Origin of the sequence: Dyadobacter fanqingshengii (genome assembly GCF_023822005.2) — a bacterium.
Taxonomy (GTDB): domain Bacteria; phylum Bacteroidota; class Bacteroidia; order Cytophagales; family Spirosomataceae; genus Dyadobacter; species Dyadobacter fanqingshengii.
Map to the genome: position 1 here is coordinate 3,496,105 of NZ_CP098806.1, position 26,511 is coordinate 3,522,615.

Consider the following 26,511-nt stretch of genomic DNA (forward strand, 5'->3'; position numbering starts at 1 on the left):
CATCAACGTCTTCATTACGATATGTTTAAACATTGCTTACCTGTAATTGCACTCATTCTGGGAATGGCGCAGGCTGCCGATTCCCAGCATTTGCCGGGTGTTGCAATGGGTAACTATGCGGGAACCAACGCATTATATCACAATCCGGCCTTTGTTGCCGACAGTCGGTATAGCGTGTATGTCAATGTGGTAGGCAGTCAGTTTTACACCGCCAACAACCATGTCAGATATGAAGCTCCCTACTCCTTTTTGAGCCTCATTACCAACACTGTATCCGACGAATACCGTAATGAGCGTGGCGTTTTACAATTTCCGCGTTCCTATTTGGGGGAAAAATTGAACGGAAACCGAAAATATATGAACGCAGGTGGGGACACGCGCCTGCCTTCGGTGATGTTTAATTTGTTTAAAGGAAAAATCGGCGTGGGTATTTCCACAAGGGCAAGATACATTCTGAACACAACGGGTGTTACCGAGCCGCTGGCGAGGCTGATAAGTAAAACCACGCAACTGGAAGAATTACAGGGCCCTTTCTTTGATAACCAGTCGGGTAAGCTGCATTTGAATGGCTTGGGCGAAGTTGCTTTTACAGTAGGCGGGACCGTAATTGATAATGAAACCGATTATTTGAAAGTTGGATTTACTGTAAAAAGACTTATCGGATTGTACAATGCACACGCGATCATCGATAATTCTTCCTACGACATTCAGCCGGACGAAACCTGGGAAAACAAGCGCCAGTTTATTCGCGTGGAAGAAATTAATGTCCGTTACGGGATGACGCGGGACGAAGGGTTTCAAAACATTAAACCATCGCCTGCATGGCTCGTCGGCGGCGCGCCTCCGGGAAGCGGCTGGGGTTTTGACCTTGGTGCGGTTTATGAATACAGGCCGGACATTAACAAATACACTTACACGGAAAAAGGCGAAAGAAAGCGGGACGCATCTAAAAACAAATATTTATATCGTGTTGCAGTTTCACTGACAGACATTGGCCGGGTTCATTTCAAAAATCCAGCCTACGTTTTACAACAAGAAATCCATACAACCAACAAAGAACTGAGATACGATTCATTCCAAAAACTGGAAGGCTCCGAGGGGATTTTTAATGCAATCAACAGCTCACTCGACGGCGGTGCACCGCTTGCCCCTAATTTCAAATCCGTTTTGCCGACGGCTTTTCAGGCGAGTGTGGATTACAATGTTCAGCCCAGGGTTTACGTTAGCGGATTATGGGTTCAAAATCTGATTTCCCAAAATGCATTTGGCATGAAAGCAGAATCAGCGATTTCGGTAACACCGCGCTATGAGCACAAATGGTATGAAATCTCTGTTCCTTTAACATTAATGAACCGTTACAGATCGCCGGCTATCGGTCTTGCCGGACGTGCGGGACCATTGTGGATCGGAACCGATCACTTGACCGGATTACTGAACATTGGCAACCCAAAATCCTTTAATTTGTATTTCGGAATATCGGCAGGTCTTTTCCGTCGTCCGCCCGAATCACAAAATCAATGCTGGCCACCAGAAGATTCGTGGATTAGACGCATTTTTCGCAAACGATAAATGCGCCGTCCGCGTTTAATAATGATATGGTACAATTTTCTTATTGGCGCCATGATCTTTAAACAAGCACTAGAATGAGAGAAGTAGAAAAAACCAAAGAAGAGTGGCAAAAAGAGCTGACGGGACAACAATGCTTTGTGCTCTTTGAAAAAGGAACAGAAAGGCCTTTTTCACACCCATATAACGACAATAAAGAGGAAGGAACCTATGTGTGCGCAGCTTGCAGCACGCCCTTGTTCAGCTCGGAGACTAAGTACGACTCCGGTTCGGGATGGCCCAGTTTCTTCCAGCCGATCTCATCGGGCAATGTGGAAGAAATTGTGGACCGTGGCCACGGCATGATCCGAACAGAAGTGGTATGCAGGACGTGTGGCGGGCATTTGGGACACGTTTTCAATGACGGCCCGAAACCCACAGGCCTCAGATATTGCATGAATGGCGCTGCGTTGAAATTCGACAAAGCCTGATCAAATAATTCATAAAAAGCCGGACTAAGTCATAAATGTCCGGCTTTTCTTATCTTTGAATTCTTACGAACCTTAACGTTTGATGGAAGTTATCAGATCGTTCTTTAATAAAATCAGAGCATTGTTTCAATTCAGTGGAACACAGCTTTCAACATTCATCAACCGCGTTGCATACAAGCTAACTTCACTAGTTACAGGTAAGAACCGTGCAGATGCCTATTTTCACTCCTACCGAACCAGGAAAAGATCGATCAGCGACTGGTGGCATGATAAAGTGGATGTTAACGCGCCTTATTACCGGCCGGTTGTCATCGTTTGGAAGACTTTTTTTTACGGGTTCATCGCATTTGCGGTCTATATCTTTTCTGTGGAAACCAACTTCCTGTGGCTGATGGGCAGTATGCCCAGCGTGGAAGATCTGCAAAATCCGAAGGTTGCCCAGTCCTCTGAAATTTACACTTCCGACGGCGTAATGATCGGCAAGTTTTATACAGAAAACAGGACGCCGGTAACCGCTAAAATGATCTCCCCCAACCTGGTTAAAGCACTGATCGCCACAGAAGATGTGCGTTTTTACAAACATTCGGGAATTGATTACAAAGCAATGGCAAGTGTGGCTGTCGGCATTATTACCGGCGCTACAGACCGCGGAGGCGGCAGCACGATTACACAACAATTGGCAAAAAAACTTTTCAAAACCCGGAAGACCGGTGCGCGAGGCATATTAGGCTACGTTCCCGGATTCGGAACATTGATATATAAAACCAAAGAATGGCTCACCGCTATTAAACTTGAGAGAAATTTTACCAAAGAAGAGATCCTTACCATGTATTTCAACACGGTGGATTATGGTAACAATACCTATGGAATTAACACAGCTGCACAATCCTATTTCAGCAAATCCCCTGATAGCCTGAACATTCAGGAATCGGCCGTTTTGGTTGGTTTGCAAAAAGCCACCACGACCTATAACCCGATCCGTAACATGAAACGGTCGCTGGAAAGGCGTAATGTGGTGATCAACCAAATGCAGAAATACGGCTATATCTCGGCCAAACAAGCAGATTCCATCAGCGCTTTGCCCATTGAATTGAAGACCAAATTCGAGACGCCGTACGATGGTAATGCCAATTATTTTAAGAATGCTGTTGTTGATTTTGTAAAAAAATGGGGTGACGAAAACGGTTACGACCTTTATACAGATGGCTTAAAAATCTATACAACCATTGATTCGCGCATGCAGGAAGCTGCGGAAGAGGCTATGGTGCAGAAAATGAAGCAGTTGCAACGCGTTTTTGAAGATCACTGGCGCAACCAGAATCCGTGGCGAGACGAACAGGGAAAAGAGATAACCGATTTCCTGGATAATGTTGTAAAACGCACCAGCAAATACAAATCCCTCGCCGCCAAATTTCCAAACCAGCCGGATAGTATTAAATATTATCTCAACAAAAAGGACACGATGACCGTGTACGACTGGAAGAACAGTGGAGAGATGAAGAAATACTGGAGTTCGATGGACTCTTTGGATTACTACAAACGCGTATTACGCGCCGGTATGATGGCCATGAACCCGCAAACAGGCCAGATTAAAGCCTGGGTAGGTGGTTTGGATTACAATTATTTTAAATACGACGCAGTAAAACAAGGCAAGAGACAGCCTGGATCAACATTCAAACCGTTTGTATACACGACGGCCATTGATGATTCTTCATTCAACATGTCGCCTTGTGACCAGATTGTAGATAAGCCGTTTGAAAAAATATACATGGAGGATGGCGAGCAAAAGGAATGGCGTCCAAGGAACGCAACAGGCACATTCTCCTATTCGAACATGACATTGCGCCGCGCATTGGCACAATCAATCAACTCGGTTACTGCTGAGCTTACGGATCAGGTCGGGCCTGCTAATGTCGCCCGCTATGCCAAGAAAATGGGCATTACAACGCCGTTAAAAGCATTACCTTCGATCGGGCTCGGCCCATTTGATGTATCGCTTTATGATATGGTGGCTGCTTATGGCGTATTTGTGAACAACGGAACATACACGCAGCCGATTTTGGTGACCAAGATTGAGGATAGCAACGGAAAAGTGATTGAAGAATTCCAGCCGGAACACCGTCAGGCGATTAGCGAAGAATCTGCGTTTTTAATGGTTCAAATGCTGAAAGGCGGCGTGGAAGAGCCGGGCGGAACTTCGGGAAGCATTCGCTGGAAATTCGATGTGACCAGAAACGGCAATGAACTGGGCGGAAAAACAGGAACAACATCCAACAACTCTGACGGCTGGTTCATGTGCATTACCCGCGACCTCGTTGTAGGCGCCTGGGTGGGCGGTGATGACCGGAGCATTCACTTTCGGTCAACGGATCTCGGGGAGGGCGCAAAAACGGCCTTACCGATTGTAGGAAGCTTTTTGGAAAAAATATACAGGAACAAGTCGCTGGCCTTGGAGCCTGGGCCATTCCCCAAACCATCATTCAAAGTTTCGAAGAATTACAATTGCCCCACTCAGTGGGCACCTGCGGAAAGTGATTCGCTTGGCATTGACAGCGATAGTACGCCTGCAAAACGAAACGAGGAAGATGACTTCCTGATAGGCCCGCCACCAATTCCGCTGGATACGGGAGGCAGAAACTAAATTTTCAGGACTTCTTTATATTGCATACGATAAAGGTTGGCGTAAAAGCCTTCCTTTTCGAGCAATTGTTCGTGATTGCCCTCTTCCACAATCTCTCCTTTATCCACAACGATTATCTTGTCTGCTTCCTGAATTGTGGATAATCTGTGCGCGATCACAACGGCGGTCCGACCTTTCATGAGTTTTTCAATGGCCTTTTGGATCAATTCCTCCGTTTCACTATCCACGGAAGACGTCGCCTCGTCCAACACAATGATCTCCGGCTCATGCACCATCGCACGAACGAACGAGATCAGCTGGCGCTGTCCTACTGAAAGCGTAGCGCCCCTTTCCATCACATTATAGCTGTAACCGCCGGGAAGTCTTTCAATGAAATCGTGAACGCCGACAAGCTTTGCCGCCTCAACGATTTTCTCGTGTGTAATGCTGCTGTCGCCCAGGCGAATGTTGTTTTCAATGGTGTCCGAAAACAAAAACACATCCTGTAAAACCACACCGATATGCTTGCGGAGCGCATTCAGGTCATAATCATGCACTTCAACGCCATCCACATAAATGTTCCCCTTATTAATGTCGTAAAAGCGGGTTAACAGGTTGATAATAGAAGATTTGCCCGCGCCTGTTGCGCCAACGAAAGCGATTGTTTGTCCGGAATTGACGGTGAAATTGATGTTTTTCAACACATATTCCTCCTCATTGTAAGCAAACCAAACGTCTTTAAAAGTCACATTTCCCTTAATCGATTCCGGCGCAAAAGTGCCTTCATTGGATGTATATTCATCGCTATCCAACACTTTCAGAATCCTGTCTGTGCTTACAATGCCCATTTGGAGCGTGTTAAAACGGTCCGCAAGCTGGCGTATGGGCCTGAAAAACAGGTTGATAAACATGACAAACGCCGTAACCGTCCCGAATGTAACTTCTGCATTTAGAATCTGCTTGGAGCCGTACCAAACCACAAGCCCGGTTCCTGCCGCTGCAATCACATCCGCAACCGGATAGTAAATGGAATAATAGAGAATAGACCGAATATTCGCATTGCGGTGCACTTTATTAATTTCCCTAAACTTCTTGAATTCAATGTCTTCGCTGCTGAAAATCTGCACAATGCCCATTCCCGTCAAATGTTCCTGAACAAAGGAATTCAAATTGGAAACCGCCGCACGGACTTCATTGAACGAATCTTTAATTTTTTCTTTAAAAATATAAGTACAAATCAGCATCAGCGGGATCATTGACAAGCTGATGATAGACAATTTCCAATCCGTATAAAACATCACTGCAATGATAAGGACCAACTGCAAAATATCCCCCGCAATGGCCGCCATACCATCACTAAAAACATTGGAAAGCGTTTCTACGTCCGAAATGGTTCGGGTTACCAACCTTCCTATGGGCGTGTTATCGAAGAATTTAAGCCGCAATCCAATGATCTTTTGGTACAATTGAACCCGGATATCGCGGATAATATACTGCCCCAGCCAGCCAGACATATAAGTGTTCCAGAACTGCGCAACGCCCTGCACAATCGTCACAATGATCATAATTCCAAGCATAACGGTCAATTGACCGTAATCTCCGTTTGCGATAGGCGTGTCAATGGTATATTTGATCAGAAGCGGCGTAAGCGGCGCAAGCAATGCGTTCAGTAAGATGATGATAATCAGCAGATAGAACTGCTTTTCATACGGACGGACGAATGTGTATAAACGTCTTAATGTAGGAAGATCGAATATCTGGCCGCTTTTGGTTTCCTGATTCACCTGCTGAAATTAAATTGACAATGTTTCCTGACTGTGTTATTGACCAACAATGCAAAAGTAAAAAATGTCACCCACGGATTAAAAATTCTCCTATTATAACCCGCATATTGGTAGTTCTCTTGGTTTTCCGGCTTTTGTGAAGGTTATTGAGTTTGAAAAAATATTAGTTCATGGCCTTCGTCCCAGATGCAATTCCTGTACACTCGCTGCCCAAAACGCCTAGCCAGGTTCCTGCATTAAAGATTTTCAGATTCAAAAACAGCGAAGGAAAACAAAAGGAATCACCCGTTTCATTGCCGATCACCCCTTTGCCCACCGACACGCCGCATCGGCACACTTATTACGAAATTCTTTTTATCGAAGAAGGCATTGGATTTCACGAGATCGACTTTCATTCCTACAACATTCAGGGCGCCGGTCTGCATTTCCTGACGCCCGGACAAGTGCATTTGCTTACATTTTCAACTGCCTTCCAAGGTTATATTGTTGCTTTTTCCGAGGATTTCTACACCTTTTACAATCCCGTAAATCCTTCGCTTTCACAACTTCCTTTTTTCCAGCCTACGCGCCGCCAGCCCATCATTACGCTCTCAGAATCCGAGAAGCGTTATTTCCACAACATTATGGAAAACATGGTTTCTGATCATTTAACGGCTGAAACAGATCAGACGATGATCGGGAAATATTTAGGCCTTATTCTTCAAAAATGTGCTTTTCTGGCACCTAAGAACATTCAGCCTGCCGAATCTGCCGTGCAAACAGTGCCCGAATTAGTAGGACGGTTTCAGGAGCTGGTGGAGAAAAATTTCAGGCAAATGCATGAAGTTCAGCAGTATGCACAGGAACTTTCTGTTTCGCCAGATTATTTAAGCAAGATTATCAAAAAATATCTCGGCACGCCTTCGCAGGAATACATTCTGGACAAACTGTTACTGGAGGCAAAACGGCTGCTTGTTTTCACCAATCTGAGCAGCAAGGAGATCGGTTACCACATTCATATGGACGACCCATCTTATTTCAGCAGGATCTTTAAAAAGAAAACGGGACTCACGCCAAATGAATATCGCGACCATGTTCGGAAAAGTACCATTTAATAGCAAAAATGTACCTTGCCAGCACCTGCGTGGGCGAATATCTTTGTATTATCCAAAAATAAAATGGCTAAATAATACTATAAGGATATACTATGCAGATTCGCAACGATCTTACCGCCGCTTCGCTTCAGCCTAAAATTGACAAGCTCTGGCAGCTTTCAGCCGAAAAAATCAACCTCATTTCAAGGGAATATGATAACTCGAAGGGAACGCCCGTTTTCACCGTCAATGGCAAATACACATTGCGCGGCTGGACCGAATGGACCCAAGGTTTCCAGTATGGCGCCGAAGTTTTGCAGTTTGACGCAACTGGTGAAACGCAGTTTCTGGAAAGCGCCCGAAAAAACACAGTGAGCAGCATGGCTTCGCATGTGGGCCATTTTGGTGTGCATGATCATGGGTTCAATAACGTGAGTACTTACGGCAATCTGCTGAGATTGATGAATGAAGGCCGCATTCCTGAAAACGAATGGGAACGCAACTTTTATGAGATCGCACTTAAAATTTCAGGAGCAGTTCAGGCTAAAAGATGGACCAACACAAAGGACGGCCAGGGTTTTATACATTCATTCAATGGCCCGCATTCGTTATTTGTGGATACGATCCGTTCGGTGCGTGCGCTCATGGTTTCGCATTTGCTGGGCCATAGTTTAATGGGTGAAAATGATGTAAAAACGAGTTTGCTGCAACGCGGCACATTGCATTCCATTGCAACAGCCAAGTATGCGGTTTACTACGGCGAAGGCCGCGACAGTTATGACATTTGGGGCCGCACTGCCCATGAAAGTGTATTTAATACGAATGACGGCAATTACCGCTGCCCCAATTCCCAACAAGGATTCTCAGGTTTCACAACCTGGACGCGCGGTCTAGCCTGGGCCATGGCCGGTTTCGCAGAGCAACTTGAATCGCTATCCTCGTTTTCAGACGAAGAACTGGCACCATTGGGCGGCAGAGGAGAAATTGAAAATATATATTTAAAAGGAGCCAAAGCCACCTGCGATTTCTACATTGATAACACAGCCTCCGACGGCATTCCATATTGGGACACCGGCGCGCCGCAAATTCATAAATTAGGCGATTACACGTCCAGAACTTCTGATCCTTACAACGAATTTGAACCCATAGACAGCTCAGCCGCTGCCATAGGAGCACAGGGTTTACTTCGTTTGGGGAAATATTTGAAGGATAAAGGTGAAACGGAACAGGGCAACAAATACTGGCAGGCTGGCTTAACCGCATTGGATTCGCTGTTTGCAGAGCCTTATCTATCCACCGATCCGACGCATCAGGGATTGATCCTGCATTCGATTTACCACCGTCCAAATGGCTGGGACAACATTCCTGCCGGACAAAAAATCCCTTGCGGCGAATCCAGCATGTGGGGCGATTACCATGCCCGCGAAGTGGCGCTTTATGTAGATCGCATCAATAAAGGTTTGCCTTATTACACTTATCTGGGCGCTGTAAAATGAACATGATCAACGACATAACATTAGACCGTTGCTGCATTCATACCATTACCACGAAGCCCTGGGAGCTTTCGGAAGCGGTGGAAAATTATGCGGCGGCAGGTGTGAAAGGAATAAGTGTCTGGCAGAATGCAACTGAACGGATCGGCCCTCACCGCGCCGGAGAGCTGATCCGGTCTGCCGGGCTCGAAATAGTATCTTACGTACGTGGCGGCTTTTTCCCGCATACGAGCAGCGCCGGACGCGCGCAGGCCATTGATCACAACCGGAAGTTACTCGAAGAAGCCGCAGCTTTGGGTGCTCCCATGATCGTGCTGGTTTGCGGTGCCTCGCCTGATCAGTCAATGGAAAAGTCTCGGGAACAGATCAAGGAAGGCATTGCTGCCATTTTGCCGTTGGCCGAAAAACTGAAAGTGAAACTCGCCATTGAGCCATTGCACCCGATGTATGCCGCCGACCGGTCTGCCATTAACACATTGGCTCAGGCAAATGATATGGCCGAGTATTTCAATTCTCCTTACGTGGGTGTGGCCGTAGATGTGTATCATTTATGGTGGGACGGCGACCTGGAAAAAGAAATCGCCCGTTGCGGCGCGCATGGGAATTTGCTTGCTTACCATGTTTGCGATTGGAAAGTGAACACAATCGACTTGCTCAATGACCGCGGGTTAATGGGTGAAGGTTGCATTGATTTGAAGAAGATTCGTGGCTGGGTTGAAGCGACTGGTTTCGAAGGCTTTTGTGAAGTGGAGATTTTCTCTAACATTCATTGGGCCAAGGATCAGCATTTGTTTTTGGGAGAGATTACGGAGGCATTTTTGAAAACTGTTTAAATAAAAAAATATGACTACACATAACATTGGCATTATCATGAACGGCGTGACGGGCCGTATGGGAACTAACCAGCATCTACTAAGATCCATCAAAGCCATTATTGAACAAGGCGGTGTGAAAATCTCTGCGGACGAAGTGATTATGCCGGATCCGATCCTGGTTGGCCGCAACGAAAGCAAGCTGCAATCACTGTGCAAACAGTCGGGAATAGCGAAATACACGACGGATCTCGACTCAGTAATGTCCGATCCCCAATATCAGATTTATTTTGACGCCCAAGTGACTGGCCGCCGTGCCGCTGCTGTGAAAAAGGCGATTCTTGCCGGAAAACACATTTATTGCGAGAAACCAACCGGAACGACGACCGAGGAAGCGCTTGAATTATATGAACTGGCAACGGCTGCCGGATTGAAAAACGGCGTTGTCCAGGACAAGCTTTGGCTCCCCGGAATGCTCAAATTGAAGCGATTAATGGAAAATGGTTTCTTCGGAAAAATCCTTTCCGTTCGTGGAGAATTCGGTTATTGGGTGTTTGAAGGCCATAGCATTCCTGCCCAGCGCCCTTCCTGGAATTACCGAAAAGAAGACGATGGCGGTATTATCGTGGATATGCTTTGCCATTGGAGATATGTGCTAGATAATCTTTTTGGAAAAGTAAAAGCAGTTTCCTGCCTGGGCGCAACACACATTCCCGAGCGTATCGACGAAAATGGTAAGCCCTATAAAGCAACGGCCGACGATGCTTGCTATGCCACGTTCGAGCTGGAAGGTGACGTGATTGCGCAATTCAACTCATCCTGGACAGTCCGCGTTCGCCGCGACGATTTGCTGACATTGCAGGTTGACGGCACACACGGCTCGGCGGTTGCAGGCCTGCGCGATTGCTACACGCAACATTACGGAAATACGCCGAAACCAGTATGGAACCCGGATATTCCACAACCCATCCCATTTTTTGAAGGCTGGGCAAAAGTGCCTGAGCAAGAGATTTTTGACAATGCATTCAAAGCACAATGGGAGTTATTCCTGAAACACATTGTAAAAGACACGCCTTTCCCATGGGATTTGAAAGCCGGTGCGCGTGGTGTGCAACTGGCCGAAAAAGGAATTGAAAGCTGGGAAAAACGTCAGTGGGTCAATATTGAGGAATTATGAAAAATACCGCATTGATCACCGGCGGCAGCCGTGGCATTGGTTTCGGCATTGCCAAAGCCCTTGCCAATGAAGGTTATAACCTCGCCATTAACGGCGTACGCGACGAAGAAGGCGCCGCCGAAGCCCTGAATGAGCTTCGGGAGTTAGGCGCAGAAGTGGTTTATTGCCGGGGCAACATTGCCAATGCTGCGGATCGCGAGGCCATTATTGAGAAAGCATATTCAGATTTTGGACAAATTAATATCCTGGTCAATAATGCGGGAATTGCACCGCGCGAGCGACTGGATATTCTGGAAACGACTCCGGAAAACTTTCAGGAAGTGATGCAGACCAATCTGGAAGGCCCGTTTTTCCTGACGCAGGCTATTGCGAAAAGAATGGCGCATGCCAAGCAAAATAACCACGCATTTGACGCAACTATCATTTTTGTGACGTCCATTTCCGCGACGGTCGCTTCCATTAACCGTGGTGAATATTGTATTTCAAAATCAGGTCTGGCCATGACGAATCTGCTTTTTGCTGTTCGGATGGCGGAATATAACATTCCTGTTTTCGAGATCCGGCCAGGCATCATTGCAACGGATATGACTTCCAAAGTGCAGGAAAAATACGACAATCTTTTCCAGAGCGGCATAGCATTGCAACCACGCTGGGGAACGCCGGAAGACGTAGGAAAAGCCGTTGCATCGCTCACAAGAGGTGATTTCCCGTACTCCACTGGCCAGGTGATTGGTGTGGATGGCGGAATGTTGATTGACAGATTATAGCTTTCAAAGTAAACCAAATCACTTATGTCCGAACATCCTAGTCCTCGCCCTACCTTACTCTCACAACTGCTTCAAGTGCCGGTCATTGTGGCTGCGCTGGGCTACCTGGTCGACATGTACGACTTGTTTTTGTTTAGCGTAGTGCGCGTTCCGAGTTTGAAAGCATTAAATGTGCCCACCGAACAATTGCTGACAGAGGGAATCAGGCTGCTTAATTTCCAAATGGCCGGAATGCTCATCGGAGGCGTTTTGTGGGGTGTAATTGCGGATAAAAAAGGTCGGTTATCCGTGCTTTTTGGGTCCATTATCATGTATTCGCTGGCCAACATCGGAAACGGATTTGTCACATCCCTTGATCAATATGCATTACTGCGTTTCATCGCCGGCGTGGGACTTGCCGGGGAACTCGGTGCGGGAATTACATTGGTTACAGAGGTTTTACCCAAAGAAATACGCGGTTACGGCACAACATTGGTTGCAACATTAGGCGTCTTAGGCGCAATCCTGGCGTATTTCGTGGCAGATTTGTTCGAATGGCGGATCTCCTACTTCGTTGGCGGTGGAATGGGCTTGCTGCTTTTGATTTTAAGATTCAATGTTTTTGAATCAGGCATGTTCAAGCAGGTTAAAGAAAGAACGGTGGACCGCGGTAATGTGATGATGATCCTGACGAATGGAAAGCGTTTTGGAAAATACATGATGGCAATCCTGGTTGGTTTACCGATCTGGTTTGTGGTGGGTATTCTGATTACTTTTTCACCGGAATTCGGCGCAGCGAAAGGAATTGAAGGAATTAATGCAGGTAAGGCTGTTATGCTGGCATTCTCCGGACAGGTTTTTGGCGATATTTTTAGTGGATTGTTAAGTCAATATCTCAAAAGCAGAAAACGCGTGATCGGATTATTCATCATCTTGTCATTAACCATGATGATCGGTTATCTGATGATCCCGACATTGGACTTGTTCACATTCTATTTAATGTGCGCATTGCTAGGTTTCTGCAACGGTTACTGGACATTGTTCATCACCATTGCCGCAGAGCTCTTCGGAACAAACCTACGCGCAACGGTTGCCACCACTGTTCCCAATTTTGTAAGAGGCGCAACAATCCCATTGGCCGCATTGTTTGTTAGTTTCAAACCAGACCTTGGCGTTATCCAAAGTGGATTGTTGATTGGTGTTGCAACGTCGCTGGTTGCGCTGCTGGCCCTGTACTTTTTAGAAGAAACATTTACCAAGGACATGGATTTTATAGAGAAAGAATAGTTCGTACTCATTACCCCGATCTAAAAAAAACGGCTCCTGCATCGCAGCGAGCCGTTTTTTTTAACACTTATTAACATATCGGGAAGCAACATATGCCCTGCCCGAGCCATCATTGAGCCAAATATCACAAACCGTTTAATTACTCATGAGAGATATAAACCATTCATTAACCTAAAATCCCCATTCCTGTACTTTGTAATACATAGTACCGGGATATCTGCCACCTTTGTTATGGCCTCAGAGACAAAAAGAAAATAAAACAATAGCCATAAAAATAAAATAGCCATGAAAACTACAATTAAAACTTTCGCATTTGCCTTAGCATTTATCGCTTCTACTTTCGCTGCCAACGCAGAAGACAAAGAAACCAAAAAAGCTTCTTCATTCGGAACAGGAATTTACCCAACTAAAAATGGCAAGATCAATGTTCTGGTTAGCAAAGCAAACAACGACGCCAACACAACGATTTTACTGAAAAACGAAGCTGGAATCATTGTTTACCGCGAAACCATTAGCAGAGACAATCAAAAATTCGGTCGCACATTGAATATGGACCAGATGGACGCTGGAAAATATGAAGTGGACGTCATCAGCGGCAAAGAAATTCAGTCAAAATCCTTCGAATTATCGGAACAAAAAACTGAACGTACATTGTCAGTCAAATAATTAAGCGTAAACCTCAGTTCCCAAGGCCTCCGGATTTCCGGGGGCTTTTTTTGTTTATGCCTACGCCCGCGATTCGCATAAGGAGATAATCTTTCCGGTTCCCTTTTTCAGTTGTTTTCAACACCTTAACAACTGACTATGAATTCCCGTCGCGATTTTATACAAAAGCTTTCATTAGGAATCGGAGCTGCTACGCTTACGGACCTTACTCCCGCAATTGCTGCTCCCACTTTGCCCAGGACACCTGCCGACAAGCAACTCCGCGTTGCATTAATGGGCCTTGGCGGTTACGCGAACATCGTGGCAAGAGGAATGAAAGAATGCAAAACCGCAAAACTTGTAGGGATAGTAACAGGTACGCCTTCGAAAATTCCTGAATGGAAGCAGAAATATGGCATTGAGGATAAAAATGTCTACAACTACGAAAACCTAGCTGACATTAAGAACAATCCCGACATTGATATTGTATATGTAATCACGCCTAACTCACTGCATCATAAGCACGTATTGCAAGTTGCTGCGGCCGGAAAACACGTCATTTGTGAAAAACCAGTGGCCGATAACGCTAAGCAGGCAAGGGAAATGATCGCAGCTTGTGAAAAGGCTGGCGTGAAATTTTACATTGGCTATCGGTTGCATTTTGAGCCGCATACAAAAGAGTTAATCCGCATGCGTGAAGCCGGGGAATTTGGCAAGATCATGCACGTGAATAATTATGCAGGCTTTAAAATTGGCGATCCGACGCAATGGAGGCTAAAAAAGGCATTGGCAGGAGGCGGGGCAGTTATGGATGTGGGTGTATATTCGACAAACGGAGCGCGCTATTGTACGGGTGAAGAGCCGGTTTGGGTTACTGCTCAGGAGTCCAAAACCGATCCCGTCAAATTCAAAGATGTGGATGAAACGGTTACATTTCAACTTGGTTTTCCAAGCGGAATTATTGCCAACTGCGGCTGCACGTACAATTTTAATCATGTTGAAATGTTGCGCCTGATGGGTGAAAAAGGCTGGGCAGAAATGAACCCGGCATTTGGCTACGGCCCGATTCGTGGTAATACGCACAAAGGGCCGATCGACCAACCCGATGTAAATCACCAGGCTTATCAATTGGACGGAATTGCAGATGCAATCCTGAACGGCAAACCGGACCCGAATGTAACCGGCGCCGAAGGACTAAAAGATATGGTTGTGATCGATGCCATTTATGAATCGCTGCGTAAAAACGGCGCAAAAGTATTTATCAACAAATAATCACTCAATTACTATGGATTCTCGTCGAGATTTTCTTCAAAAACTAACCTTGGGGATTGGCGCTACGGCCCTTTCGGATTTGCCCGCCGCTGCTCGCAATCTTTATGCAGGCCCAAAGGCTGACAAGCAATTACGCGTCGCGATCATGGGACTTGGCAGTTACGGGACCCGCGTGGCCGAAGCTATGAAAGACTGTAAAATGGCTACGCTAGTTGGAGCCGTTTCCGGCACGCCTGCCAAGCTGGAAGATTGGAAGAAGAAATACAATATTCCTGAAAAGAACACCTATAACTACGATACGGTCAGCAAGATCAAGGACAATCCCGATATTGACTTAGTGTACATTACCACGCCTAACTCATTGCATCACAAGCATGTTCTGCAAATCGCCGCGGCCGGAAAACATGTGCTTTGTGAAAAACCAGTGGCTGATAATGCCAAGCAAACCCGTGAAATGATCGCAGCCTGTGAAAAGGCCGGTGTCAAGTTTTACATTGGTTATCGCATGCATTTCGAGCCGCATACCCGCGAGCTGATCCGCATGCGCGAGGCGGGCGAACTGGGCAAGATCATGCATGTGAACAATTATATGGGTTTCAAATCCGGCGATCCCAATCAATGGAGGCTAAAAAAAGCCCTGGCGGGCGGCGGCGCAATGATGGATGTGGGCATTTATGCGTTAAATGGCGCGCGTTACGCAACCGGCGAAGAACCGATTTGGGTAACTGCGCAGGAAACCAAAACCGATCCGGTGAAATTCAAGGAAGTGGACGAAACGATCATGTTCCAGCTCGGCTTCCCGAGCGGCGTGGTAGCGAGTTGCGGCACAACGTACAATTTCAATAATTACGAGAGGCTTTACGTAATCGGTGAAAAAGGATTTGTAGAACTAAGCCCTGCGTTCAGTTACGGCCCCATCAAAGGCAGGACGCACAACGGGCCCATGAACCAGCCCATAGTCACGCATCAAACCCTCCAAATGGACGGCATCGCCGACATTATCCTGAACAATAAACCCGACCCTAACGTCAGCGGAGCCGAAGGTTTGAAGGACATGATCGTGGTCGACGCTGTCTACGAATCTATCCGTAAAGGCGGCGCCAAAATTATGTTAGGAGGCAAATAGCATTCAAAACGCATCAAGAATCACCATGAAACTCCCGAAGTTGTTCAAACAATGCATCCCCGCCTTCATGGTGATTCTTGCGTTAAATACCAGTTGCAGTAAGAAAAGCGTCACCATTTCCAGAAATGGCGACGCAGATAATCGCTTCAAAGTCATCGGCTATCTGCCCAACCGGACGGATCTTTTGTCATCTGCAAAACAGATTGATTTCGGCAAGATTACGCACCTCTACATTGCCTTCATCAATCCCGATTCCCTGGGCAATCTCACCAGAACCGAGAATCTCAAAGAAGTTGCAGCGCTGGCGCACGCCAAAAATGTGAAGATCATGGCTTCCATCGGCGGCGGAGGCGCTCCGGAATACTATCCTTCTTTTTTAATTGGAGAAAAGAAAACAAAACTGATCAATGACCTTGTCAATCTGGCAGTTAACAATAACCTGGACGGCATTGATGTTGACCTCGAAGGCGCATTGATTGACGCCAATTACGAAAGTTTTGTAGCAGATTTTGCAGCCGCATTAAAGCAAAAAAACAAACTCATTACGGCCGCCATCGCCACCGTTTACAAAAATCAGTTCACCGACAAAGCATTAGCACAGTTTGATTTCGTCAACATCATGTCCTACGACCGCACCGGTCCATGGCGCCCCGATAAACCTGGCCCGCACGCGCCCTACTCCATGGCCGAAGAAGACCTCCAATACTGGCTCGAAACCCGCAAAATCCCCAAAGAAAAACTAACACTAGGCGTCCCATTCTACGGCTATGGCTTCGGCGGCACCGCTCCTGAAAGCATGTCCTACAAAAACATTCTCCGTCAATTTCCCGATTCCATCAACCAGGATCAGATGCATTTGAATGGTGGAATGGTTTACTACAATGGTCTGCCCACGATTCGGAAGAAGACGGAACTGGCAAAGTTGAAGGTGAGTGGGGTGATGATCTGGCAATTGTTGCAGGATAGCACGGGGGTCAAGTCGTTGTTGAGGGAGATTGATGGGGTGGTGAAGGGGAGGTAGGCTATGAGTTGCTTATATCCACAATATTTCAAGACAACTCGCAGGGCCAAAGCGATTTCATATAATAAAGCGAAGGCGAAATCTTTCTATTCTTTATCCACTCAATCGATCGCCTATCCTTGTTACATGCCCGGGCAAGGTCCGACTGGCTCCAACTCTTCTCAGTTCGAAGCTTAATAATCTTTTTACCCACTAGCTTTCGAAGTTCAATTTTATCCACAGCACAAACTACTGTATTAAGGCTGTCCGAGTAGCTGAAAGAATTGCGATTTTGAACATGGAAAGCACATTAAGGTTCGCTTAGAGAATGGCCCAAACCGTTAGGTAAATCTACTCGACCAACAGCTAATTGGATTACAGCTGGCATTTGTAACGTCTATACCTTTTTTCTCTTTCAACAAACCATTGTAAGTGGCAAATTTACATGACATATATAATGTTCAGGAATCCACGTTACCAGCTGGATGCGAATTCATGTTCACCAGCAATGGTCAACAAATCATTATCAAAGCTGTCCAATACAATTACATTTCACAATTCGAAAGCCGAAGCGTTTATAATGTTGGTTTTGGAGACTACGATTTGGAATTGCATCAAATTATTGATCAGGCAAAATCTAACAACGGTGACGCTTACAAAGTTTTCCGAACTGTTCTTTCAACTGTTCCGCAGTTCTTTGAAATTTTTCCTGATGCTGTTATCATTGTTCAATGCAGCGATAGTGGTTCAGACTTTGCCGAAATATGCAAAAAAACTTGTATCAGGAAGTGCGCAGCCGAATGCAAGCGGTCTAATCAAAGAATATCGATCTATCCCAATTTTGTTAAAAAATATTTCGCTGAGTTGAGCATAGCATATTGGTTTTTAGGAGGTTTTGTCCGATCACATCAAATTATGATAGAACAATACATTCCTGGTCGTATGTACGATGCGATTCTTTTATTTCAAAAATAATTTTAACTTTAAATTATGGAAACGACAACAAAGCGATCGCGAAAAATTCCGGTGGATCCGCAGAAACAAGCTGTGTTTTTGCGACAATTGTTGAAAGAAATCGGTGGAAGAGACTTATTTCCGAAAAAAACTGCCGGTGCTCGAAAATTCTTGGAAGGTTTGCAAAAAGCTCAACCAAACTCATTCCCAAAACCCGAAAACGTCAAAGCCTGAATTCTTCTTGGGAGCCTACTGCGTCGCTCCTCTGCCATCCCGCATAAGTAACTAACCCTCCCCCACCGACTTTTACGACAACCGGGAACAACTTCGCCCGGCATTGTTTTGATATGAAAAAGTCAGCAGGTTTTTATTCAATTTTATCCGGATTGGCAGCATTGCTCTTCCCGGCCTTACTTTCAGCACAAATAATGGATTCAAAATCGATAGTGGCACCCGGCGCGCAGGTTGAAAAACTTGGGGACGGCTACAAATTCACAGAAGGGCCCGTTGCCGATCAGGACGGCAATGTGTTTTTTACAGATCAACCTAATAATAAAATCATTCGCTGGGACGCACAAACCAGTAAATTCAGTGTTTTCTCAGACAATGCAGGTCGTGCAAACGGAATGTATTTTGACAACAAAGGAAATCTGGTTGCATGTTCAGATGAGGATAACCAGGTTTGGTCTTTTGATAAAAATGGAAAGCCTACGGTTTTGGTAAAGGATTACGAAGGCAAGCTCTTAAATGGTCCTAATGATCTCTGGATTGATCCTAAGGGCGGCATTTACCTCACAGATCCCATGTACAAACGTGATTACTGGAAGCGTGATCCGGCTATGCAGCAGGACGGCCAGCACGTTTATTACCTCAATCCCAAGACAAATAAGCTGATCCGGGTCGACGAAAAATTGAAACAACCCAATGGCATTATCGGCACCAAAGATGGAAAAAGGCTTTTTGTTGCGGACATTGGCGACAACAAAACCTACGTTTACGACATTCAAAATGACGGGACATTGGCCAACAGAAAACTATTTGTGCCCAAAGGCTCCGACGGAATGATCCTGGACGCCGAAGGAAATCTTTACGTTACCGGCAAAGGCGTTACAGTATTTGATAAAACAGGCGAACAAATCGCTCACTTCCCTATCCATAACGGCTGGACTGCGAATCTTTGTTTTGGAGGAAAAAACAACGATTTGCTTTTCATTACAGCCGAAACTGCCGTTTACGGCTTGAAAATGAAAGTTAAAGGCGTGAAATAATCTTGCAGACACTTTGCGGGCGTTTCATTGAAACCCTAAATTGCATGCTGAAAAACATTTGATATCAAATATGCCTCAGCCAGCTAATAACCCATTTTTAACTTCATATAACACGCCATTTCAGGTTCCGCCTTTTGATATAGTGGAACCTGAACATTTTTTGCCTGCATTTGAAGAAGGCATGGCCCAACAGCAAAACAGCATCGAGGCCATCCAGTCAAACGAAGCTGCGCCTACATTTGAAAACACCATTGAAGCGTTGGAACGCACTGGCGATCTGCTTACCCGGGTCAGTTTGGTGTTTTTTAATTTGGCTTCGGCTAATACAAATCCGGAGATTGAGGCACTTTCAAAGGAAATCGCGCCAAAGCTGTCTCAGCACAGCGACGATATTTTTCTTAATTCGGATCTATTCCAGCGCGTTAAAAAAGTTAATGATTTACAGGAACATTTTGAACTGAATGCTGGGCAAAAGCGCCTTTTGGAAAAAACCTACAAGGCTTTCATCCGGAGTGGAGCTAATCTGAATGATTCGGACCAGGAGAAAATGCGGAGCATTAACAAGCAATTGTCTGTGCTTACGGTCCGTTTTGGGCAAAACCTGCTGGCTGAAACCAATAAATTCGAGCTGATCATAAGTGACGAATCCCAACTTTCAGGGTTGCCGGAATCCATTAAAACGAATGCCGCGCAATTGGCGAAGGACGCCGGCAAAGACGGAACTTGGAAATTTACATTGCACCAGCCCAGCGTGATGCCCTTTCTTCAATATGCTGATGATCGTGCGCTTCGGGAAACAATGTATAAGGCATATATCAGCCGCTGTAACCACGACGATGAGCTGGATAACAAAGAAATAGTTGCTCAGATAACAACATTAAGGGCTGAGCGGGCGAGCTTACTAGGCTACGACTGTCACGCTGATTATGTTTTGGAAGAAAGTATGGCCAAAAAGATCACAAATGTGCACGATCTGCTGGACCGACTTTGGAAGGCTGCATTGCCAGTTGCCAAATCCGAAGCATTGCAAATGCAGGAATTGATGAATAATGAAGGTGTCGCGGGTGAGCTGGAAGCGTGGGACTGGTTTTACTACGCGGATAAGGTTCGTAAGGAAAAATATAATTACGATGCCGAGTCATTAAAGCCGTATTTCCAGCTTGAAAATGTGCGTGACGGGATTTTTAAAGTGGTTCAAAATCTGTACGGACTGACATTCATGGAAATGAAGGACATCCCAAAATACCATGAAGATGTAATTGCTTACGAAGTACGAGAAGCCAGCGGCGACCTGACCGGCATTTTTTACATGGATTTTTTCACCCGAAATTCAAAAAGAGGCGGCGCATGGATGACTTCTTACCGTAAGCAAAGCATTAAGGACGGCCAGCGTATCGCTCCTATTGTATCCATCGTTTGCAATTATGCCAAACCAACGGGCGAAAACCCGGTTTTGTTGACAGCTGAGGAAGTGGAAACCTTCTTCCACGAATTCGGCCACGCGCTGCATGGTTTGTTATCCAATGTTGAATATGAAACATTATCAGGCACTTCGGTCCCCCGCGACTTTGTGGAATTACCATCCCAAATCATGGAACATTGGGCATTTGAACCGGAAGTCCTGAAATTTTACGCGAAACATTATCAAACAGGCGAAACGATCCCAGACGAAGCAGTGGAGAAAATGAAAAATGCTTCGAAGTTTAATCAGGGATTTGCTACTGTGGAATATCTGGCGGCGGCCTTGCTGGATCTTTTTTATCACATCGCGCCTGCCGGTATGCAAATAAATTCTCAGACCGTAGAAGAAAAGGCAATGGCTGATCGGGGATTGATTAAGCAAATCGCACCACGTTACCGGAGCACTTATTTCCAGCACATTTTCGCGGGTGGTTACTCGGCGGGCTATTACAGTTACATTTGGTCGGAAGTGTTGGATAGCGATGCATTTGCTGCTTTCAAAGAAACGGGAAACATTTTTGACCCGGAGACAGCATTATCATTCCGAAAAAATATTCTCGAAAAAGGCGGAACCGTGGAGCCGATCAATCTTTATAAATCTTTCCGGGGGAGAGTACCGAAAGAGAAATATTTATTAGAAAACAGAGGATTGGCAAAAGTGGAGTAGTGTGCATTTGATCCAACGGGCTCGAATAAGAGTATATATATAGTTAAGCGGGAGGTTTGTCCATTGCGTATTTTACCCTTTACTATGATCTATACTTTATTATCAGAAGAGTCGTTACAAAAATCAACCAGCCCGCTGATTATGCGCTTTGTTTTTGCAGTCTCATTGCTGCTTGTTTCAATTGCGGTAAGCGCTCAGGAACGTATAACAATCAGCGGTTTCGTCAAGGAAAAAGGGAGCCAGGAGCAGTTGCCGGGAGTTAATGTATATATTGAGGGCACACCGTACGGCGCAGTAACCAACACTTATGGCTTTTACTCCCTGACCATTCCGGCTGCCGACAGCGCAATGCTATCGTTCTCATTTGTAGGTTATGAAAGGACTGATCTTCGCGTCGGTTTGAAGAAAAATCTCGAACTCAGCATTTTCCTTGCGACCATTAATCAATTGGAGGAAGTGGTTGTTTCTGCCCGCAGGCAGGAAGATTATGTGAGTCGGTCGGTGCAAATGAGCCAGATTGAAATTCCCATTGCGCAGCTGAAAAAAGTCCCTGCTTTTTTTGGTGAAAAGGACGTTTTACGCGTGCTCCAACTGATGCCGGGCGTTCAAAAAGGAACCGAAGGACAAACGGGACTTTACGTACGTGGCGGCGGTCCGGACCAGAACCTGATCATCCTCGATGATGCGGTTGTTTACAATGCCAACCACCTTTTTGGGTTTTTTTCGATATTTAACAGCGATGCATTGAAAAGTGTGGAGCTTACCAAAGGCGGATTTCCGGCGCGCTATGGCGGCAGACTTTCTTCTGTTTTGGAAATGAATATGAAAGAAGGAAGTAAAGACAAGCTGCATGGCGAAGGCGGGATCGGGCTCATATCGTCCAGACTAACATTGGAAGGGCCTATTTCGAAAGGAAAATCTTCGTTCCTGATCTCGGGACGCAGAACTTACATTGATCTGCTGGCTTCTCCATTCATTAAACAATCTCAAAAAGGCGACGCCAGCCAGGTTAAACCGGGTTATTATTTTTATGATCTGAATGCAAAAATGAACTACGATCTCGGCCCCAAAGACAAGCTTTATGTAAGCGGTTATTTTGGAAGGGATAAATTTTACGTAGAAGAAAAAAGCGCCGATTCCGAAACCAGGGCCGGGCTCGACTGGGGCAATGCAACGGCCACCATGCGCTGGAACCACGTGCTGAGCCAAAAGCTCTTTGTTAACACCTCATTTATTTTCAGCAATTTCAATTTCGGCGTTTCCAGCTATTCCAAAGACATGAACGGCGATGGTGCGACGCAGGATGAGTTCAGTCTCGAATACAATTCGCGGATCAGGGATTTTGGAGTAAAAACAGATTTTGACTTTTATCCTTCCGCGAAGCACGCGATCAAGTTCGGGGCGCAGGTTACGCAGCATAAGTTCATCCCTTCGGCGCTCGCCATTGAAGGTTCTTTTATTGAAAATCCGATCGAAAGATCCGTTAAGCCGATTAATACATTTGAGGCTGGCGCCTACGTGGAAGACACCTGGCAGCCATTTGAATCATTAAAAATGAATGCTGGCTTCCGGTTAAGCGCATTTCAAACCCAAACAAAAACTTATATCCGCCCCGAGCCCAGGTTCTCAGCAGCATTGCGGCTCGCGCAGGATTTTTCAGTAAAAGCTTCCTACGCCCAAATGAACCAGTATGTGCATTTGCTGTCCAACACCGGATTGGGCCTACCCACGGATCTTTGGGTGCCAACCACCGACCGCGTGGCGCCGCAGCAATCGCAACAGGTTGCGCTGGGTTTTGCCAAGGATCTGGAAAGGCCGGCATTGACACTGACTTTGGAAGGTTATTACAAAAACATGGATAACATTCTCAACTACAAAGAAGGATCTTCGTTTTTGAGCATTAACGGCGAGAATGCCAATGAGTTGAGCTGGGAAGACAATGTTACGGCTGGAAAAGGCTGGTCTTACGGAGGCGAGTTTCTAATCCAGAAAAAAACGGGCAGACTTTCGGGCTGGGTTGGCTACACATTATCCTGGACTTACTGGAAATTCCCCGAATTGAATTTTGGAAAAACATTCTTTCCACGCTATGATCGGCGACATGACCTTTCTGTTGTAGGCATTTACGAGCTTACCAAGCGCATAACCATCTCGTCTACATGGGTTTACGGAACCGGAAATGCATTGACACTGCCCATTGCCACCTATACCGGCGTGAGTGACAATTTTATTACCAGAATAAACCCGAACGGCAAGCCGGCCATCGGCTGGAACGGCCCGACTGTGAGTGAATACGGACAAAAAAACAGTTTCCGTGCAGAGCCGTTTCACCGCATGGATTTCGCCATTCAATTCCGCAAACAGAAAAAACGGCATGAGCGCACGTGGGAATTTGGGATTTACAATGTATACAACCGCAGAAACCCGTTTTTTTATGATATAGATACGGACGACACAGAAACGGGAAGCGGTGGCAACACCAAAAACACACTTAAACGTTATTCCCTGTTCCCAGTCCTCCCCTATTTCAGCTATAATTTTAAGTTCTAACTGCCCTGCCATGAAATTGCATCATATCATTGTTATACTCATTTCCATTTGCCTAACCGCCTGCGAATCGCTGATTACGGATATTCCTGCGGATAAGTTGCCCAGGACGGAATCCAAACTCGTTGTCCAATCATTCATTTCACCGCAATCCGCGCGTATTAATGTGGTGGTTACAGAATCGGTTCCGCTTTTTACAGAATCGGGAAATAAAGGCGGTGTGGTAAGGAATGCGTTGGTAAAAATCTCGGATGGAACCAAGGAAGTGGCCATTCCTTTTGACTCGGCAAGCACACTATATAGCATTGACAGGTCGGTGTTCCCTATTGTTGCGGGAAAAACCTATTCACTTTTCGTGTCTGACGGCAACCGTGTGGCTACGGGCGTTTGCACTGTTCCGGCTGGCCAGGTGCTAGCATCTTCTTATAAGCTGGACACGTCTTTTTCGAGCAATATTTTCGAACAGGATACATTGCTAACGGTCCAAATGAGCTGGACGGACGCTTCACGTGACACCAATTATTATCGTGTCCGCAGCTCCGTCGACCTGGAATACAGCATTGCGGAGGGCACCAATGCGGAGACGTTCAAGGAGCGAAGAGTTAAGAACCGCTTTAATTTCAACTGGGACGAAACCATTGGGCGCAACGATTATCAAAGTGACGCAAACCTGGATGGTGCTGTATTCACGTCACCCATAGGCCGCACCGTTTTGCCTAATGTGATCGTTTATGATTATGGAAATGGCAATAAATTTACGGTTTATCCCAAAGCGAAAATCGCGATGGTCATGCTGGAAGTTTACAACACGGATGTTCACTATTTCAAATATCACCGGTCACTGGAAATGCGTGGGAGTTCGGACAATCCGTTCATAGAACCATCCTTGATCTACACCAACATCAGCGGCGGATTAGGCTGTTTTGCTGCCTATAATTCGGGTCAGGTGACTTACCGTCCGTAATCGCGAAAACAGGCTGCGTTCTACATTTCCTGGCAAACTGAGGTCAAAGCACCTCAAAATGTTCGTCTGCTTTATACTCCGTTTACAAGAAATCTCTGCATTAATTACAGCAGATACATTTTGCTGCGTAGCGGCTTGCAGGGCATGCTTTTTACGTGTGTAACTGCAAAAACATCACTTTCCGTTTCCCGGCCGTTCACACTTCTGCCCAAAAAGCAGTTGCTTTCGGCTTCAAACCAAAAACCAACATTGTCGGTTAAACTGACATTTTGAAAAATACTAACCTTAAACCACATTATTATGGACTTGCAAGGCTCAGATCAGGACAAAGAGAAAAAATCACATCCATCTAACAAGAACATGGATGAACCGGATACGCTTATTGAGACGCTACAGGATCTTCAAGCAGACGGTTACACATACGACTTTAATATGACCGCGCACGCACTGGAACTGCATAAGGATGACGGTATTTGCCTGACCCTTTCGCCGGAGGACTTCGACATTATAAAGGTTTATCGTTTTGAAGGAATGACCAACCCGTCGGATATGTCAATCCTTTATGCCATTGAATCGAAAGACGGATTAAAAGGCACATTAGTAAGCAGTTACGGTGTTTACGCGGATGCAATGTCAAACGAAATGATCAGAAAACTGGACACGCGCAGTTCGCTGATCGTTCATCATCCGGAGGAGGATGATATGGCGCACTAGGCTCATATTTTAGCGTATAAGACCATTAGTTAAGATTAAGATGTTACTTTGCCACGAAGATGGTCGGGTAACATCTTTTTTAATAATTATACAACATGATCGTGAATATCATCTCCTTTTCCAGGTTCTGCGCCTTGCTGATATGCACTGCCATGATCTACGGCTGTAATGATAAAAGCAGTGACGCCGGTGAGGTCGCTTTGCGCGGACATTACATTAATCAGTCATTTTTGGATGTTGTGGAAGATTCGATCCCGGGGTTGATTAACACCTATTGCTTTGAGCTGAATTTTTTAAGCGACGACAGTGTGAAGGTTTTCTATGGTTTTGAAGAGGCAACGCTGACTTATACGAAGTCAGGAAAAAAATATGCGATCAAAAAGGCTTTTCAGGATAAGGACCTGCTTTTTTCGGTGGACGAAAGTAAAAAGCTCATTCTTGAAGACAGTGTCTGGAAACAATCGAACGAGAATTCCCTCTTTGACAAAGTGGCATCACCAAGCAGCGGACAATGGGTTTTCCCGTCAGTATTAAATGAAAAAATGATTGCTGGCTCTTACGAAATCTATGAAAACGGTAAGGCAACGGGTAAAAAAGTGAGTTTTTCGGCAGAGGGTAAAGTAACGGGAATCGGTGACTTTAAATCATTTGAGCTTTGTTTCAGCGGCGATTGTGTAGGGGAAGTTCACCCTGTTTCAAATAACATTACTTTCCGTTCGGAAGCTGCAAATGCTGTCTATGCGTTTCAGTTTAATTCAGCTAAGAAAATACTCAACATTTATAACATTGAAGCCCCAATTAAGGATATTAAAGGCGAGCGGGGCATTAAGGACATTGCATATGAACTTCATTACTAGACAGTTGG

At 45.7% G+C, this 26,511-nt stretch carries 22 protein-coding genes; 21 read left to right on the top strand and 1 reads right to left on the bottom strand.

Translation table 11 applies throughout. The features are described from left to right. Window positions 1–21: 21 nt before the first annotated feature. The 3 genes from NFI81_RS14550 (at window position 22) to NFI81_RS14560 (ending at window position 4,677) form a co-directional block, all read left to right on the top strand. Window positions 22–1,569 carry a DUF5723 family protein gene (locus NFI81_RS14550; protein ID WP_234611729.1) on the top strand — a complete coding sequence of 516 codons (1,548 nt, stop codon included), beginning with the start codon at window positions 22–24 and terminating at the stop codon, window positions 1,567–1,569. Window positions 1,570–1,643: 74 nt separating this feature from the next. Further along, entirely contained in the window at window positions 1,644–2,036 is a 393-nt protein-coding gene (msrB, locus tag NFI81_RS14555) for a peptide-methionine (R)-S-oxide reductase MsrB (protein WP_234611728.1), read from the top strand. A gap of 82 nt (window positions 2,037–2,118) precedes the next feature. Continuing rightward, on the top strand, window positions 2,119–4,677 hold the full coding sequence (locus NFI81_RS14560; RefSeq protein ID WP_234611727.1) for a penicillin-binding protein 1A: 2,559 nt from the start codon (window positions 2,119–2,121) through the stop codon (window positions 4,675–4,677). Here NFI81_RS14560 and NFI81_RS14565 read toward each other — a convergent pair. Beyond that, window positions 4,674–6,440, bottom strand: a complete 1,767-nt coding sequence (locus NFI81_RS14565; RefSeq protein ID WP_234611726.1) for an ABC transporter ATP-binding protein — start codon at window positions 6,438–6,440, stop codon at window positions 4,674–4,676. The two genes, NFI81_RS14560 and NFI81_RS14565, sit on opposite strands and share 4 nt — an antisense overlap. Before the next feature lie 170 nt (window positions 6,441–6,610). Here NFI81_RS14565 and NFI81_RS14570 point away from each other — a divergent pair, with 170 nt between their 5' ends. The 18 genes from NFI81_RS14570 to NFI81_RS14655 all read left to right on the top strand — a co-directional run bounded on the left by NFI81_RS14570 (window position 6,611) and on the right by NFI81_RS14655 (window position 26,503). Beyond that, window positions 6,611–7,534, top strand: coding sequence for a helix-turn-helix domain-containing protein (locus NFI81_RS14570; RefSeq protein WP_234611725.1), 924 nt, complete (start codon window positions 6,611–6,613; stop codon window positions 7,532–7,534). Window positions 7,535–7,626: 92 nt separating this feature from the next. Then, entirely contained in the window at window positions 7,627–9,009 is a 1,383-nt protein-coding gene (locus NFI81_RS14575; RefSeq protein ID WP_234611724.1) for a glycosyl hydrolase, read from the top strand. A gap of 2 nt (window positions 9,010–9,011) precedes the next feature. Beyond that, window positions 9,012–9,839, top strand: a complete 828-nt coding sequence (locus NFI81_RS14580; RefSeq protein WP_234611723.1) for a sugar phosphate isomerase/epimerase family protein — start codon at window positions 9,012–9,014, stop codon at window positions 9,837–9,839. Between the two features lie 10 nt (window positions 9,840–9,849). Then, window positions 9,850–10,995 carry a Gfo/Idh/MocA family protein gene (locus NFI81_RS14585; RefSeq protein ID WP_234611722.1) on the top strand — a complete coding sequence of 382 codons (1,146 nt, stop codon included), beginning with the start codon at window positions 9,850–9,852 and terminating at the stop codon, window positions 10,993–10,995. Beyond that, window positions 10,992–11,762, top strand: a complete 771-nt coding sequence (locus NFI81_RS14590) for a 3-ketoacyl-ACP reductase (protein WP_234611721.1) — start codon at window positions 10,992–10,994, stop codon at window positions 11,760–11,762. The genes NFI81_RS14585 and NFI81_RS14590 overlap by 4 nt, the downstream gene beginning before the upstream one ends. A gap of 24 nt (window positions 11,763–11,786) precedes the next feature. After that, on the top strand, window positions 11,787–13,028 hold the full coding sequence (locus tag NFI81_RS14595) for an MFS transporter (protein WP_234611720.1): 1,242 nt from the start codon (window positions 11,787–11,789) through the stop codon (window positions 13,026–13,028). Window positions 13,029–13,313: 285 nt separating this feature from the next. Then, a complete protein-coding gene (locus NFI81_RS14600) occupies window positions 13,314–13,694 on the top strand; it encodes a hypothetical protein (protein ID WP_234611719.1) in 381 nt (126 codons plus the stop codon). Window positions 13,695–13,832: 138 nt separating this feature from the next. Next, window positions 13,833–14,945, top strand: coding sequence for a Gfo/Idh/MocA family protein (locus NFI81_RS14605; RefSeq protein WP_234611718.1), 1,113 nt, complete (start codon window positions 13,833–13,835; stop codon window positions 14,943–14,945). Between the two features lie 13 nt (window positions 14,946–14,958). Beyond that, window positions 14,959–16,071 carry a Gfo/Idh/MocA family protein gene (locus NFI81_RS14610; RefSeq protein ID WP_234611717.1) on the top strand — a complete coding sequence of 371 codons (1,113 nt, stop codon included), beginning with the start codon at window positions 14,959–14,961 and terminating at the stop codon, window positions 16,069–16,071. 25 nt (window positions 16,072–16,096) lie between these two features. Then, entirely contained in the window at window positions 16,097–17,092 is a 996-nt protein-coding gene (locus tag NFI81_RS14615; RefSeq protein WP_234611716.1) for a glycosyl hydrolase family 18 protein, read from the top strand. Window positions 17,093–17,503: 411 nt separating this feature from the next. Then, the gene (locus NFI81_RS14620; RefSeq protein WP_234611715.1) at window positions 17,504–18,046 is read left to right on the top strand and encodes a DUF6934 family protein; all 543 of its coding nucleotides are present in this window, start codon (window positions 17,504–17,506) and stop codon (window positions 18,044–18,046) included. 15 nt (window positions 18,047–18,061) lie between these two features. Beyond that, complete coding sequence (locus tag NFI81_RS14625) at window positions 18,062–18,259, top strand: hypothetical protein (RefSeq protein ID WP_234611714.1); 198 nt, start codon at window positions 18,062–18,064, stop codon at window positions 18,257–18,259. Between the two features lie 113 nt (window positions 18,260–18,372). Then, window positions 18,373–19,293 (top strand): SMP-30/gluconolactonase/LRE family protein, encoded by a 921-nt coding sequence (locus NFI81_RS14630; RefSeq protein WP_374759446.1) that lies wholly within the window; start codon window positions 18,373–18,375, stop codon window positions 19,291–19,293. A 70-nt stretch (window positions 19,294–19,363) separates the two neighbouring features. Continuing rightward, window positions 19,364–21,421 (top strand): M3 family metallopeptidase, encoded by a 2,058-nt coding sequence (locus NFI81_RS14635; protein ID WP_234611713.1) that lies wholly within the window; start codon window positions 19,364–19,366, stop codon window positions 21,419–21,421. Window positions 21,422–21,562: 141 nt separating this feature from the next. Next, complete coding sequence (locus NFI81_RS14640) at window positions 21,563–23,971, top strand: TonB-dependent receptor (RefSeq protein WP_234614844.1); 2,409 nt, start codon at window positions 21,563–21,565, stop codon at window positions 23,969–23,971. A gap of 10 nt (window positions 23,972–23,981) precedes the next feature. Next, entirely contained in the window at window positions 23,982–24,932 is a 951-nt protein-coding gene (locus tag NFI81_RS14645; RefSeq protein WP_234611712.1) for a DUF4249 domain-containing protein, read from the top strand. A 300-nt stretch (window positions 24,933–25,232) separates the two neighbouring features. Further along, complete coding sequence (locus NFI81_RS14650; protein WP_234611711.1) at window positions 25,233–25,646, top strand: hypothetical protein; 414 nt, start codon at window positions 25,233–25,235, stop codon at window positions 25,644–25,646. A gap of 95 nt (window positions 25,647–25,741) precedes the next feature. Then, complete coding sequence (locus NFI81_RS14655) at window positions 25,742–26,503, top strand: hypothetical protein (protein ID WP_234611710.1); 762 nt, start codon at window positions 25,742–25,744, stop codon at window positions 26,501–26,503. Window positions 26,504–26,511: the final 8 nt, after the last annotated feature.

Bases quoted from the DNA above. Each gene is read 5' to 3' on its own strand.
- NFI81_RS14610 (WP_234611717.1), top strand. From the start codon at position 14,959: ATGGATTCTCGTCGAGATTTTCTTCAAAAACTAACCTTGGGGATTGGC.
- NFI81_RS14560 (WP_234611727.1), top strand. From the start codon at position 2,119: ATGGAAGTTATCAGATCGTTCTTTAATAAAATCAGAGCATTGTTTCAA.
- NFI81_RS14640 (WP_234614844.1), top strand. From the start codon at position 21,563: ATGCGCTTTGTTTTTGCAGTCTCATTGCTGCTTGTTTCAATTGCGGTA.
- NFI81_RS14590 (WP_234611721.1), top strand. From the start codon at position 10,992: ATGAAAAATACCGCATTGATCACCGGCGGCAGCCGTGGCATTGGTTTC.
- NFI81_RS14650 (WP_234611711.1), top strand. From the start codon at position 25,233: ATGGACTTGCAAGGCTCAGATCAGGACAAAGAGAAAAAATCACATCCA.
- NFI81_RS14615 (WP_234611716.1), top strand. From the start codon at position 16,097: ATGAAACTCCCGAAGTTGTTCAAACAATGCATCCCCGCCTTCATGGTG.
- NFI81_RS14630 (WP_374759446.1), top strand. From the start codon at position 18,373: ATGAAAAAGTCAGCAGGTTTTTATTCAATTTTATCCGGATTGGCAGCA.
- NFI81_RS14575 (WP_234611724.1), top strand. From the start codon at position 7,627: ATGCAGATTCGCAACGATCTTACCGCCGCTTCGCTTCAGCCTAAAATT.
- NFI81_RS14600 (WP_234611719.1), top strand. From the start codon at position 13,314: ATGAAAACTACAATTAAAACTTTCGCATTTGCCTTAGCATTTATCGCT.
- NFI81_RS14570 (WP_234611725.1), top strand. From the start codon at position 6,611: ATGGCCTTCGTCCCAGATGCAATTCCTGTACACTCGCTGCCCAAAACG.
- NFI81_RS14550 (WP_234611729.1), top strand. From the start codon at position 22: ATGTTTAAACATTGCTTACCTGTAATTGCACTCATTCTGGGAATGGCG.
- NFI81_RS14580 (WP_234611723.1), top strand. From the start codon at position 9,012: ATGATCAACGACATAACATTAGACCGTTGCTGCATTCATACCATTACC.
- NFI81_RS14585 (WP_234611722.1), top strand. From the start codon at position 9,850: ATGACTACACATAACATTGGCATTATCATGAACGGCGTGACGGGCCGT.
- NFI81_RS14635 (WP_234611713.1), top strand. From the start codon at position 19,364: ATGCCTCAGCCAGCTAATAACCCATTTTTAACTTCATATAACACGCCA.
- NFI81_RS14655 (WP_234611710.1), top strand. From the start codon at position 25,742: ATGATCGTGAATATCATCTCCTTTTCCAGGTTCTGCGCCTTGCTGATA.
- NFI81_RS14595 (WP_234611720.1), top strand. From the start codon at position 11,787: ATGTCCGAACATCCTAGTCCTCGCCCTACCTTACTCTCACAACTGCTT.
- NFI81_RS14605 (WP_234611718.1), top strand. From the start codon at position 13,833: ATGAATTCCCGTCGCGATTTTATACAAAAGCTTTCATTAGGAATCGGA.
- NFI81_RS14625 (WP_234611714.1), top strand. From the start codon at position 18,062: ATGGAAACGACAACAAAGCGATCGCGAAAAATTCCGGTGGATCCGCAG.
- msrB (WP_234611728.1), top strand. From the start codon at position 1,644: ATGAGAGAAGTAGAAAAAACCAAAGAAGAGTGGCAAAAAGAGCTGACG.
- NFI81_RS14645 (WP_234611712.1), top strand. From the start codon at position 23,982: ATGAAATTGCATCATATCATTGTTATACTCATTTCCATTTGCCTAACC.